The following is a 12,269-nucleotide window of genomic DNA, read 5'->3' on the forward strand; positions in this document are numbered from 1 at the left end:
CAACGAACTCGGCTGCACCGGCTGCGATCAGCGGTCCCCTTCGGGGATTCGCCCCTCGTCGAGGTCCGCGGTGAACGCCTCCAGTCGCCTTGCCGCGTCGGCGAGATCGTGCTTGGCCGCGGCCGTAATGACCAGCAGCTTCCGGGTCAGCGCCATCCGTACGCCCTCCGGGACTTGCAGTGCGCGCACCCTTGAGTGCGCTTCTTTCAGTCGGTCCGCGACTGCCGCATAGAGCTCGAGTTGGCCGTCGTGTTCCATGCACAGATTGTGCCATCTGGGGCGAGTTGTCGCCTGCCCAGGGTGCAACTGCCACCTCAAACGGCCCTCCGGGCGTCTGCGGAAGTCACGGCTCGAGACCTCGCGTACCCCGGCAACAACCGTTTTAACGTGGGAAGTTGAACAAAGGCCAGCCTTCGTACGGGAGCGATCGGGTGCGGACACAGCAGTACCCCCGATCGGAGCCGATCGGGGGTACTGAGTGGCTGAAACTGGTCTTGCCCGGCTGCCGGGGATCAGACCTGGAGCGTCTGCGGCTTGTACGACGGCCGCTTCGCCTCGTAGGCGGCGATGTCGGGCTCGTTCTGGAGGGTGATGGAGATGTCGTCCAGCCCGTTCAGCAGCCGCCAGCGGGAGTTCTCGTCGAGCTCGAAGGAGGCGGTGATGCCCTCCGCCCGCACCTCACGGGCCTCAAGGTCCACAGTGACCTCAGCAGTGGGGTCCTTCTCGGTGAGGTCCCACAGCGCGTCCACGATCTTCTGCTCCAGAACCACCGTGAGCAGGCCGTTCTTGAGCGAGTTGCCGCGGAAGATGTCCGCGAACCGGGAGGAGATCACGGTCTTGAAGCCGTAGTTCTGCAGCGCCCACACCGCGTGCTCGCGGGAGGAGCCGGTGCCGAAGTCGGGGCCGGCGACCAGGACCGTGGCACCCTGCCGCTCGGGGCGGTTGAGGATGAAGTCCGCGTCCTTGCGCCAGGCCTCGAACAGACCGTCCTCGAAACCGTCCCGGGTCACCTTCTTGAGCCAGTGAGCAGGGATGATCTGGTCGGTGTCGACGTTGGAGCGGCGCAGCGGGACGGCCCGGCCGGTGTGCTTGGTGAATGCTTCCATGACTGATCAGACTCCAGCGGGCGCGGGGGCTGCGGACAGGTCGGCGGGCGAGGCCAGGTGACCCAGCACGGCGGTCGCGGCGGCGACCTGCGGCGAGACCAGGTGCGTACGGCCGCCCTTGCCCTGCCTGCCCTCGAAGTTGCGGTTGGAGGTGGACGCGGAGCGCTCGCCGGGGGCCAGCTGGTCGGGGTTCATGCCCAGGCACATGGAGCAGCCGGCGTGCCGCCACTCGGCGCCGGCCTCCTTGAAGACGACGTCCAGACCCTCGGAGACGGCCTGCAGACCGACGCGGGCGGAGCCGGGGACGACCAGCATCCGTACGCCGTCGGCGACTTTGCGGCCCTTGAGGAGCTCTGCGGCGGCGCGCAGGTCCTCGATGCGGCCGTTCGTGCAGGAACCTACGAAGACGGTGTCCACGTTGATGGAGCGCAGCGGCTGTCCGGCCTCCAACCCCATGTATTCCAGGGCCTTTTCGGCGGCGAGGCGCTCCGATGCGTCTTCGTACGAAGCGGGATCGGGGACGGACGCCGAAAGCGGCGCGCCCTGGCCGGGGTTGGTGCCCCAGGTGACGAACGGCGACAGCGAGGCGGCGTCGATGACGACCTCGGCGTCGAACTCGGCGTCGTCGTCCGTCCGCAGCGTCTTCCAGTACGCGACCGCGGCGTCCCAGTCGGCGCCCTCGGGGGCGTGCGGGCGGCCCTCGAGGTACGCGAAGGTGGTCTCGTCGGGGGCGATCATGCCCGCGCGGGCGCCGGCCTCGATCGACATGTTGCAGATGGTCATGCGGGCCTCCATCGAGAGCTTCTCGATGGCGGAGCCGCGGTACTCCAGGATGTAGCCCTGGCCGCCGCCCGTACCGATCTTGGCGATGATCGCCAGGATCAGGTCCTTGGCGGTGACGCCGTCGGGCAGTTCGCCGTCGACCGTGATGGCCATGGTCTTCGGGCGGGCCAGCGGCAGCGTCTGGGTGGCCAGCACGTGCTCGACCTGCGAGGTGCCGATGCCGAACGCCAGCGCGCCGAAGGCGCCGTGGGTGGAGGTGTGCGAGTCGCCGCAGACGACGGTCGTGCCCGGCTGGGTCAGGCCCAGCTGCGGGCCGACGACGTGCACGACACCCTGCTCGACGTCGCCGAGCGGGTGCAGCCGGACGCCGAACTCGGCGCAGTTCTTGCGCAGCGTCTCCAGCTGGGCCCGGGAGACCGGGTCCGCGATCGGCTTGTCGATGTCGAGGGTCGGGGTGTTGTGGTCCTCGGTGGCGATGGTGAGGTCGAGACGGCGCACCGGGCGGCCGTTCTGACGCAGGCCGTCGAAGGCCTGCGGGCTGGTCACCTCGTGCAGGAGGTGGAGATCGATGAAGAGGAGGTCGGGCTCGCCCTCGGCGCGCCGGACGACGTGGTCGTCCCAGACCTTCTCCGCGAGTGTCCTACCCATCGCTTTCCCTCCGGCCGGCAAACGTCCACCGGCCCAACTAGAGATCTTGAGGAGACGGTGCGCCCGGCCCCAGTTCACGGGCATCCGTCATCCGGCCCGTTCGGTCAGCGGGCCGCTGTGGATACAAGGGTTGCGCGTCTCACGAAAAAAGGAACTTGCGTTTCACAGAGTGAGACGTGAGTATCGTTGCATGGACAACAGTAGCGGCGTCGGCGTCCTGGACAAGGCAGCCCTTGTCCTGAGCGCCCTGGAGTCCGGCCCGGCCACCCTCGCGGGACTGGTGGCGGCCACCGGACTGGCACGACCAACGGCCCACCGACTGGCCGTGGCCCTGGAGCACCACCGCATGGTGGCACGCGACATGCAGGGCCGTTTCATTCTCGGCCCGCGGCTTGCCGAACTCGCGGCGGCGGCCGGCGAGGACCGGCTCCTCGCGACGGCCGGCCCGGTGCTCACGCACCTGCGGGACGTCACCGGCGAGAGCGCCCAGCTCTACCGCCGCCAGGGCGACATGCGCATCTGCGTGGCCGCCGCGGAACGCCTGTCCGGTCTTCGGGACACGGTCCCGGTCGGCTCGACGCTCACTATGAAGGCCGGCTCCTCCGCGCAGATCCTGATGGCCTGGGAGGAGCCCGAGCGCCTCCACCGGGGCCTGCAGGGCGCCCGCTTCACGGCGACGGCCCTGTCGGGCGTACGGCGCCGCGGCTGGGCCCAGTCCATCGGCGAGCGCGAGCCGGGCGTCGCGTCCGTCTCGGCGCCCGTACGCGGTCCGTCCAACCGCGTGGTGGCCGCCGTCTCGGTCTCCGGCCCCATCGAGCGCCTGACGCGCCACCCCGGCCGGATGCACGCCCAGGCGGTCATCGACGCCGCCGCCCGCCTCTCGGAGGCCCTGCGCCGCTCGGGCTGACCCCCGGCGCCCCTTCTCGGGAACGTCATCGGGGAGGGCCCGCCCCAACGCCGCGGCAGGCCCTCCCCGATCCCCCGTTCCCCCCGTTCATTCGGCTCACTCGGCTCGCTCGGCCGCCTTCGGCCCCGACCGGTGCGCGAACCGGTCCTTCGCGGAGCGGCCCCGGCGCTCCACCGGCACCTGCCCGTGCGCCCGGGCCAGCCCGAAGGCCGGCATGTCGAGGTAGATCGCCTCGTAGGATCCCTCGGGCACCACGTACGCCTCGTGCCACAGCCCCACGTGCCCGCGCGTCTTCCCGGCGCGCTCCTTGCGGTTGACGATCGCCCACGCCCGGTGGTGGAACATCTCGGGCGAGTGCGCGTAGGCGTACAGCTTCTCCTTGGACTCCCAGTACTGGACCACGTAGTAGGTCCGCGGCGAGGCCGTCAGCATCACGTGCCCCAGCAGCCCCCGGTCATGATTCCGCGCAAGCTCCCCCAGCATGCGGAACATCGCCATCATGACCGGCAGCCACTGGTGCACCGCCCAGAAGTGATTGACCCGCATCCCGATGAGCAGGACCACCACGTCCCCCTCGGTGTCCGCGGTCGTACGACCCAGCACCTGCTTCGTGAACACGGCAGCCCCCTGCACTCCATCGGATAGCGGCACTATCCTTCTGGTCGATGCTTGGATAGTGACACTTCCCAAGGAGAGGCGCAAGAGATGCGGCTGGCGGAGCTCAGCGAACGCAGTGGGGTGTCCACCGCGACGATCAAGTACTACCTGCGCGAGGGCCTGTTGCCTCCCGGCCGCCAGCTCAACGCGACGACCGCCGAGTACGAGGAGGAACACCTGCGCCGGCTGCGCCTGGTGCGCGCGATGATCCAGGTCGGCCGGATCCCGGTGGCGACGGTCCGCGAGGTGCTCGGACACATCGACGACGACTCCCTGGGCCGCACGATCCGCCTCGGCGCCGCCCTGTGGGCGCTGCCGCAGGTGCCGGAGCCGGACGAGGACGACGAGTACGTGCGGACGGCGCACCGGGAGACCACCGCGCTCCTGGACCGGCTGGGCTGGCGGAACGCCGAGCAGGTGTCGACCCTCTCCCCCGCCTACCGCTCGCTGGTCGTGGCGGTGGCCGCCCTGCACCGGCTCGGCTACGAGTGGGGCGCCGAACAGCTCGCGCCCTACGCCGAGTTGATGCACCGGACGGCCGTCCTCGACCTGGACAACATGGAGGCGTACCCCTCGGAGCCCGAGCAGGTCGAGTTCGCCGTGCTGGGCGCGATCCTCAACGAGCCGGTGCTGCGCGCGCTGCACCGGCTGGCCCAGGAGGAAGAGTCGGCACGGCGGTACGGCTTCGAGTGAACCCGGACACGGAAAAGGCCCTCCACCGAAGTAGAGGGCCTTTTCCGTCTGTACCCCCGACCGGATTCGAACCGGCGCTACCGCCTTGAGAGGGCGGCGTGCTAGGCCGCTACACAACGGGGGCGTGGAGCCTGCGTTTCCGCAGGTCCGAGCTGGTCTACCTGGACTCGAACCAAGACTAACTGAACCAGAATCAGTCGTGCTGCCAATTACACCATAGACCAATGATGGTTTAGACCAGTCAGTACCCCCGACCGGATTCGAACCGGCGCTACCGCCTGGAGAGGGCGGCGTGCTAGGCCGCTACAGAACGGGGGCTTTGCAGATGAGCTCTGCGAGCTGGCCTACCTGGACTCGAACCAAGACTAACTGCAACAGAATCAGTCGTGCTGCCAATTACACCATAGACCAATGATGGTTTAGACCAGTCAGTACCCCCGACCGGATTCGAACCGGCGCTACCGCCTTGAGAGGGCGGCGTGCTAGGCCGCTACACAACGGGGGCGTGGAGCCTGCGTTTCCGCAGGTCCGAGCTGGTCTACCTGGACTCGAACCAAGACTAACTGAACCAGAAGCAGTCGTGCTGCCAATTACACCATAGACCAGTGATGGTTTAGACCAGTCAGTACCCCCGACCGGATTCGAACCGGCGCTACCGCCTTGAGAGGGCGGCGTGCTAGGCCGCTACACAACGGGGGCTTTGCAGATGAGCTCTGCGAGCTGGCCTACCTGGACTCGAACCAAGACTAACTGAACCAGAATCAGTCGTGCTGCCAATTACACCATAGGCCACTGGAACGCAAGCCCCTGAGGGGATCTTGTTCTAGTTCGCTCCCCCGGCTCCGGCCTTTCGGCCCGCTCCCCGGCGGCGCAGGAAGAACATTACCCGAAGGTGGACGGGGCTCCAAAACGGGTATCCGCGCCGAGGATCGCGGGGAGTTCGGCGAGGGAGGCGATCCGGTGGGGTCCGAAGGGGGCGGTACCCGCGCTGTACACGCCGCCGCGGTCGATCCACACCGACAGCAGTCCCGCGTCGGCGGCGCCCCGCCCGTCGATCTCCGGGTGGTCGCCGACGTACGCCACCTCGCGCGGGGCGAGGTCCAAGGCTTCGCAGGCGGCCAGGAAGGCGCCGGCCTGGGGCTTGGAGACGCCGAGTTCCGCGGCGCACAGGATGGTCTCGAAGCGGTCGTGCACACCGAGGGTGCGCAGCTTGCGGTCCTGGACGGTGAGGCTGGAGTTGGACAGCACGGCGTGCCGGTGGCTGGCGGCGAGGGCGTCCAGCACGGGCAGGACGTCCGGGAAGAGGGCCCAGGCGGCCTCGTAGTGCGTCATGTACCGACTGAACCAGGCGTCGGCCTCGGCGGCGGCCAGGGGTGTGCCCAGGAACACCCGGATGCGCTCGCGACGCTGCTCCTCGAAGGACAGCTCCCCCGCGGAGAACCGCGCCCACTGCCGGTCGGTGATCTCCCGCCAGCGCGCGAGGGCCTGCTCCGGGGTCTCCTCCCCGGTCAGCAGGCCCTCGGCGGCGAGATGCGACCGCATACCCTCGCGGTCCGCGGTGGTGTAGTCGAAGAGGGTGTCGTCGACGTCCCAGACCACGGCGCGGATGCTCATGATCCGACGGTAACGCGGGCCGTGCCGGCACGTCCCCGCACCCTCGGAAAAACCGTCAGTCGTGGGCGCCGTACCAGTCGAAGCGTGCGAGCGGGATCTGGTCCGTGACCTCGGCCGTGCTGCTGTAGACGGCGTCGCCGTTGTCCGAGGTGCGCAGCTGGTGTCCCCAGGTGTTCATGATGCGGTGGCCGTCGGCGTTCCAGAACTGCTGGCCGCTGCCGCCGCAGGGGCTCGTCCACACGGCGTTGTTCTGGCTCTTGAAGTCCGTGGTGAGGCAGTCGCCGTTGGCGTTGCTCACCAGCCGGCGGAAGGTGTAGCCGAAGGCGGTGGTGGTCGTCGCGCCCCAGTGCCAGTTGCGGGTGACGAGCGAGTCGTTGCAGGTGCCCGACCAGACGTTGTCGGTCGTGGGCGACGCCACCAGGCAGTTGCCCTCGTAGTCGTTCGTGTACGTCCAGTCGGTCTGGGCGGACGCCGGGGTCAGGGTGCCCGCGGCCGCGAGAAGCACGGCGGCCAGCCCCACCGGGGTGCTCAGTCTCAGTGACGTTCTCCAGGATGACATGATCATGAGCATCGGGACGGCCCGCGACGCCCGGGCCAACCGATCATGAACACGCGCCGTCGATCAGGACAAGCGGGCCTGGACGAAAGCGGAAGGGCGGCGGCCGCAACGGCCGCCGCCCTTCACGCGCGTGTGCCCTACGCCGTGAGCTTCGCCAGCGCCGCGTCGATCCGGGCCAGCGTGCGCTCCTTGCCCAGGATCTCCAGGGACTCGAAGAGGGGCAGGCCGACCGTGCGGCCGGTGACGGCGACGCGGACCGGGGCCTGGGCCTTGCCGAGCTTGAGGCCGTGGGCCTCACCGGCGGCCAGGACGGCCTCCTTCAGGGACTCCGCGGAGGCCCAGTCGGCCGCCTCCAGCTTCTCGCGGGCCGTGCGCAGCAGCGCGTCGCTGCCCTCCTTCATGGCCTTGGCCCAGGACGCCTCGTCGAAGACCGGCTCCGGCAGGAACAGGAAGTCGACGTTGTCGGTGATCTCCGACAGGACCTTCAGACGGGTCTGCGCGTGCGGGGCGACGGCCTGCCACTTCGCCTCGTCGAAGTCCTCCGGCGCCCAGGGGGCGAAGGGGGCCTTCAGCCAGGGGGCGCAGCGCTCGGTGAAGTCCTTCACGTCGAGCAGGCGGATGTGGTCGGCGTTGATCGCCTCGCACTTCTTCAGGTCGAAGCGCGCCGGGTTGGGGTTGACGTCGGCGATGTCGAAGGCCGCGACCATCTCCTCGACGGAGAAGATGTCCTGGTCCGCCGAGAGCGACCAGCCGAGCAGCGAGAGGTAGTTGAGCAGGCCCTCGGGCAGGAAGCCGCGCTCGCGGTAGAGGTTCAGCGACGACTGCGGGTCGCGCTTCGACAGCTTCTTGTTGCCCTCGCCCATGACGTAGGGCAGGTGGCCGAAGTGCGGGGTCTGCTTGGCGATGCCCAGCTCGGTCAGCGCCTTGTACAGGGCGACCTGGCGGGGGGTGGAGGAGAGCAGGTCCTCGCCGCGCAGGACGTGGGTGATCTCCATCAGGGCGTCGTCGACCGGGTTGACCAGCGTGTACAGCGGGGCGCCGTTGGCGCGGACGATGCCGTAGTCCGGGACGTTCTCCGGGGTGAACGTCAGCTCGCCGCGGACCAGGTCCGTGAAGGTGATCGTCTCGTCGGGCATCCGGAAGCGGACGATCGGGGCGCGGCCCTGGGCCTTGTACTCCTCGACCTGCGCCTCGGTGAGGGCGCGGCAGTGGCCGTCGTAGCCGGACGGCTTGCCGGCGGCGCGGGCGGCCTCGCGGCGGGTGTCCAGCTCCTCCTGGGAGCAGTAGCAGTGGTAAGCGTGGCCGGCGTCCAGGAGCTTCTGCGCGACGTCGCGGTAGATGTCCATGCGCTGCGACTGGCGGTACGGCGCGTGCGGGCCGCCGATCTCGGGGCCCTCATCCCAGTCGAAGCCCAGCCAGCGCATCGCCTCGAGGAGCTGCTGGTAGGACTCCTCGGAGTCGCGGGCCGCGTCGGTGTCCTCGATGCGGAAGACCAGGGTGCCCTGGTGGTGCCGGGCGAAGGCCCAGTTGAACAGGGCGGTGCGGACCAGGCCCACGTGGGGGTTACCGGTGGGCGAAGGACAGAAACGGACGCGTGGGGGTACCCCCTGCGCGAGCGAAGTCGAGGGCTTGGGGGAGGGTGCGCTAGCCACGCTTGACAACCTTGTTGGTGAGAGTGCCGATGCCTTCGATGGTGACGGCGACCTCGTCGCCGACGGTGAGCGGTCCGACGCCTGCCGGGGTGCCCGTGAGGATCACGTCGCCGGGGAGCAGCGTCATGGCCTCGGTGATGTTGACGATCAGGTCCTCGATCGGGTGGATCATCTCGCTGGTGCGGCCGAGCTGGCGTTGTTCGCCGTTGACGGTGAGCTGGACGGTCAGGTCCGAGGCCGTCTCGAGGTCCAGTCCGGTCTCCACCCAGGGGCCGAGCGGGCAGGAGCTGTCGAAGCCCTTGGCCCGGGCCCACTGCTTCTCGCGCTTCTGCACGTCACGGGCGGTGACGTCGTTGGCGCAGGTGTAGCCGAAGATCACGTCGGCGACGCGCTCGCGCGGGACCTCCCGGCACATGCGGCCGATGACCACGGCGAGTTCGGCCTCGTGGTGCAGGTCCTCGGTGAAGGACGGGTAGCGGATCTCGTCGCCCGGGCCGATCACGGAGGTGGACGGCTTGAAGAAGGCGAACGGCGCGTCGGGCACCTCGTTGCCCAGCTCGCGGGCGTGCTCCGCGTAGTTGCGGCCGAAGGCCACGACCTTGTTGGGGAGCACCGGCGGCAGCAGCCTGACCTTGCTCAGCGGGACCTTCGTACCGGAGAGCTCGAAGTCCGCGAACGGGATGCCCTTGATGATGTCGAGGACGAGCTCGTCCGGCTTGTCGCCCTCGACCGCGCCGAAGGCGACGTTCCCGTCGATGGAGAATCTGGCGATGCGCACGGGATCCTTGCGCCCCTCACTTGGCCGGCTGGAGTCTGACGCTTCAGGCTAACGCGGCAGGGGCACCCCCGAGGGCGCCGACTTGCGCAGCACCGCGCGGGGCGCCTGGAAGGATCTTCCGCCGGGCGGGCTGAATGATCAGCCCGCGGCGTGCGTACTACTCGGCGACGGAGGCCGCGACGGGGACCTCCACGAGGACGGTGCGCTTGGGGTTGGCGGTCTGGGTGGGAAGATCGAGGGAGTGCTCCGGCTGCTCCGGGGTCTGCAGTGCGCCGGAGTCCTCGAAGTGGGCCAGCGTCGTGCGCCGCGGGTTGGCTATGTTGCGGAACATCATCGTCGTCTTCACGGTTGTACTCGACCCTGTCGTCCGTCGGGGGTTGGCAGTTGCCTACGTCTTGTAAAGCGTCAGGCTAAACATCGGATTCCCCGCCGAAGTCGTGAAGACCCCATGATCAGCATGTGAGTTTGCTCACCACGCCAGGGACAAACCGGTCAATTCCGAACTCCAATCCATCCCGGTGAAACGGACATTGACCCCCTGAAGCCATCATTCCGCTCCTGATCATGGCGACTGGGACAGGGTCCGATCCCGTCGAACTCGCGGGTGTATGCCCCTTATGCGGGAGTTATCTTTCTACGGCAGGTGACTCGGCACTCACATGCTGTCACGTAGGTCACGGCATGGCGTACGAGCCTTGTTGGAGATCCTGCACTGTGCTGGAATGCCACGGACCGCCGCAGGATCGAGCCGGCGCACAGGGGGCGCTACGAGCGCCGGGTGGCGGCGAGATAGGGGGAGCCAGCGCCGGTCACTCACGACCACCAGGGGGCGCGTTCAGGGCGCCTTCGAAAACGCCGACACCGTGTCTTTCCGTTCACGCGGAGGGGCGCCTGGTCCAGAGGTTGCGACGCTAGTGCAGGGACGTTTCAAGAGGGATGGCAGTGCTTCGGCGGAGCCGGAGCCGCACGGCGGGACTGGCCCCAATGCCGGCAGTCCCTCCCCCCAGCACGCCCAGAGCCCGGGCCCGGCATCGTCCGGCGACGGCGGCGAGCGCTCCGGGCGCCCCGGCGCGTCGGCACCCGCCGGGTCGCCGAGCCCCGCGGCTCCCCCGATCAAGCCGGTCCAGGGCCCGAGCGGCCCGGGGTCGCGAATAGCGCTGCGCAACTGGCGTATCTCCACGCGCCTTGTCTCGCTGCTCGCCCTCCCCGTGGTCGCGGCCACCTCGCTGGGCGCCCTGCGCATCAGCGACAACATGGACGACATCCAGCAGCTCGACAACATGCGGCTGCTGACGGAGATGACCAAGCAGGCCACCGAGCTCGCGGCCGCGCTGCAGGACGAGCGCGACCAGTCCGCCGGCCCGCTGGCGCACGGCTCGAAGGCCAGCGACTACACGGTCAAGGGCTACCGGGACAAGACGGACCGGGCCAAGCAGAACTTCATCGACGCCGCCGAGGAGATCGACACCTCCAACAAGGACGGCTCGCTCCTCGGTGTGCGCGAGAGCCTCGTCGGCGTGGTCGGCGACCTCGAGACGCTGTCGAAGATCCGCTCCACGGCGTACGAGGCCCGGCTCAACTCCTCGCAGACGGTCGAGGCCTACCACCGTCTGATCACGCACCTGCTGGACCTCTCCCAGGACATGGCGGAGGCCACCAGCAACCCCGAGATGATCCAGCGCACGCGCTCCCTGGCCGCCTTCTCCTCGGCCAAGGAGTACGCGTCGATGCAGCGCGCCGTCCTCGCGGCGGCCCTGCCCGCGAACAACACCACGGTCGGCCAGCTCTCCGAGAACGACCGGCTCTACGCCCAGTCGGCGCTGGAGAGCCAGAAGTCCGACCTGCGCAGCTTCCGGAGCATCTACGGCTCCGACAGCGCGACCGCCCTCCTCAAGCCCATCGAGGAGAACAACGCCACCATCCAGGCGTCCGACACCTACGCCAGCCGCGCCCTGGCCGCCCAGAACGGCCTGGACGACCTGCAGAAGCGGTCCTACCAGGACTGGGTGGACGACAGCTCGACCAAGATCGAGCAGATGAAGAAGATCGAGCACTCGCTGCTCGAGGACATGGAGCAGAAGGCCCGCGAGCTGCGCAACTCCTCGGAGCAGGAAGCGATCATCTCCGGTGCGCTGATCCTGCTCGTGTTGGGTGTCTCGCTCGTCGGCGCCTTCGTCATCGCCCGGTCCATGATCCGCTCGCTGCGCCGTCTGCAGGAGACCGCCAACAAGGTCGCCCAGGACCGTCTGCCCGAGCTGGTCGCCCAGCTGTCGGAGTCGGACCCGCAGGACGTCGACACCTCCGTCGAGTCGGTCGGTGTGCACTCCCGGGACGAGATCGGCCAGGTGGCCGCGGCCTTCGACGACGTGCACCGCGAGGCGGTCCGCCTCGCCGCCGAGCAGGCCCTGCTGCGGGGCAACGTCAACGCGATGTTCACCAACCTCTCGCGCCGCTCCCAGGGCCTCATCCAGCGTCAGCTCTCGCTCATCTCCGAGCTGGAGTCCCGCGAGGCCGACCCCGACCAGCTGTCCTCGCTGTTCAAGCTCGACCACCTCGCGACGCGTATGCGCCGTAACGGTGAGAACCTCCTCGTCCTCGCCGGTGAGGAGCCCGGCCGCCGCTGGACCCGCCCGGTCCCGCTGGTCGACGTGCTCCGCGCCGCCGCCTCCGAGGTGGAGCAGTACGAGCGCATCGAGCTGGCCGCCGTACCGACCACCGAAGTGGCCGGCCGCGTGGTCAACGACCTCGTGCACCTGCTCGCCGAGCTGCTGGAGAACGCGACCTCCTTCTCCTCGCCGCAGACCAAGGTCAAGGTCACCGGTCACGCGCTGCCCGACGGCCGCGTCCTGATCGAGATCCACGACACCGGTAT

At 68.9% G+C, this 12,269-nt stretch carries 12 protein-coding genes and 8 tRNA genes; 3 read left to right on the forward strand and 17 right to left on the reverse strand.

Annotation, left to right across the window (positions count from 1 at the left end):
- Window positions 1–27: 27 nt before the first annotated feature.
- From M8J74_RS11095 to leuC, 3 genes are all read right to left on the reverse strand, one after another.
- Entirely contained in the window at window positions 28–258 is a 231-nt protein-coding gene (locus tag M8J74_RS11095; RefSeq protein ID WP_249836203.1) for an SCO5555 family protein, read from the reverse strand.
- Between the two features lie 254 nt (window positions 259–512).
- On the reverse strand, window positions 513–1,106 hold the full coding sequence (leuD, locus tag M8J74_RS11100; protein ID WP_249836204.1) for a 3-isopropylmalate dehydratase small subunit: 594 nt from the start codon (window positions 1,104–1,106) through the stop codon (window positions 513–515).
- Between the two features lie 6 nt (window positions 1,107–1,112).
- Window positions 1,113–2,537: a 3-isopropylmalate dehydratase large subunit gene (gene leuC / locus M8J74_RS11105; protein WP_058922969.1), complete on the reverse strand. Its 1,425-nt coding sequence runs from the start codon at window positions 2,535–2,537 to the stop codon at window positions 1,113–1,115.
- A gap of 190 nt (window positions 2,538–2,727) precedes the next feature.
- Between leuC and ndgR the strand changes: the two genes are divergently transcribed.
- Window positions 2,728–3,444 carry an IclR family transcriptional regulator NdgR gene (gene ndgR / locus M8J74_RS11110; RefSeq protein WP_026278050.1) on the forward strand — a complete coding sequence of 239 codons (717 nt, stop codon included), beginning with the start codon at window positions 2,728–2,730 and terminating at the stop codon, window positions 3,442–3,444.
- 96 nt (window positions 3,445–3,540) lie between these two features.
- Here the strand turns inward: ndgR and M8J74_RS11115 are convergent, their stop codons facing one another.
- Window positions 3,541–4,062, reverse strand: coding sequence for a DUF4188 domain-containing protein (locus M8J74_RS11115; protein WP_249836205.1), 522 nt, complete (start codon window positions 4,060–4,062; stop codon window positions 3,541–3,543).
- 87 nt (window positions 4,063–4,149) lie between these two features.
- On the opposite strand from M8J74_RS11115, the gene M8J74_RS11120 reads away from it, so the two are divergent.
- Window positions 4,150–4,794 (forward strand): MerR family transcriptional regulator, encoded by a 645-nt coding sequence (locus tag M8J74_RS11120; protein WP_249836206.1) that lies wholly within the window; start codon window positions 4,150–4,152, stop codon window positions 4,792–4,794.
- 51 nt (window positions 4,795–4,845) lie between these two features.
- On the opposite strand, the gene M8J74_RS11125 is transcribed toward M8J74_RS11120, so the two are convergent.
- From M8J74_RS11125 to M8J74_RS11185, 13 genes are all read right to left on the reverse strand, one after another.
- Window positions 4,846–4,918: transfer RNA gene (locus M8J74_RS11125), tRNA-Glu, on the reverse strand.
- 28 nt (window positions 4,919–4,946) lie between these two features.
- Window positions 4,947–5,018 (reverse strand) — tRNA-Gln (locus tag M8J74_RS11130).
- A 21-nt stretch (window positions 5,019–5,039) separates the two neighbouring features.
- Window positions 5,040–5,112 (reverse strand) — tRNA-Glu (locus tag M8J74_RS11135).
- A gap of 21 nt (window positions 5,113–5,133) precedes the next feature.
- Window positions 5,134–5,205: transfer RNA gene (locus M8J74_RS11140), tRNA-Gln, on the reverse strand.
- 21 nt (window positions 5,206–5,226) lie between these two features.
- Window positions 5,227–5,299: transfer RNA gene (locus M8J74_RS11145), tRNA-Glu, on the reverse strand.
- A 28-nt stretch (window positions 5,300–5,327) separates the two neighbouring features.
- Window positions 5,328–5,399: transfer RNA gene (locus M8J74_RS11150), tRNA-Gln, on the reverse strand.
- A 21-nt stretch (window positions 5,400–5,420) separates the two neighbouring features.
- Window positions 5,421–5,493 (reverse strand) — tRNA-Glu (locus M8J74_RS11155).
- A 21-nt stretch (window positions 5,494–5,514) separates the two neighbouring features.
- Window positions 5,515–5,586 (reverse strand) — tRNA-Gln (locus M8J74_RS11160).
- A 90-nt stretch (window positions 5,587–5,676) separates the two neighbouring features.
- Entirely contained in the window at window positions 5,677–6,408 is a 732-nt protein-coding gene (locus M8J74_RS11165) for an HAD family hydrolase (protein WP_249836207.1), read from the reverse strand.
- A gap of 55 nt (window positions 6,409–6,463) precedes the next feature.
- On the reverse strand, window positions 6,464–6,967 hold the full coding sequence (locus M8J74_RS11170; RefSeq protein WP_249836208.1) for a ricin-type beta-trefoil lectin domain protein: 504 nt from the start codon (window positions 6,965–6,967) through the stop codon (window positions 6,464–6,466).
- 137 nt (window positions 6,968–7,104) lie between these two features.
- Window positions 7,105–8,619: a glutamate--tRNA ligase gene (gltX, locus tag M8J74_RS11175; RefSeq protein ID WP_249836209.1), complete on the reverse strand. Its 1,515-nt coding sequence runs from the start codon at window positions 8,617–8,619 to the stop codon at window positions 7,105–7,107.
- On the reverse strand, window positions 8,612–9,397 hold the full coding sequence (locus M8J74_RS11180; protein ID WP_249836210.1) for a fumarylacetoacetate hydrolase family protein: 786 nt from the start codon (window positions 9,395–9,397) through the stop codon (window positions 8,612–8,614). The genes gltX and M8J74_RS11180 overlap by 8 nt, the downstream gene beginning before the upstream one ends.
- Window positions 9,398–9,554: 157 nt before the next feature.
- Entirely contained in the window at window positions 9,555–9,743 is a 189-nt protein-coding gene (locus M8J74_RS11185; RefSeq protein ID WP_249836211.1) for a hypothetical protein, read from the reverse strand.
- Window positions 9,744–10,311: 568 nt separating this feature from the next.
- Between M8J74_RS11185 and M8J74_RS11190 the strand changes: the two genes are divergently transcribed.
- Window positions 10,312–12,269, forward strand: a 1,958-nt coding sequence (locus tag M8J74_RS11190; RefSeq protein WP_249836212.1) for a sensor histidine kinase, incomplete at its 3' end; no start/stop codon positions are given.

The sequence above is a fragment of the Streptomyces panaciradicis genome, from assembly GCF_023516615.1.
Lineage (GTDB): Bacteria > Actinomycetota > Actinomycetes > Streptomycetales > Streptomycetaceae > Streptomyces > Streptomyces panaciradicis.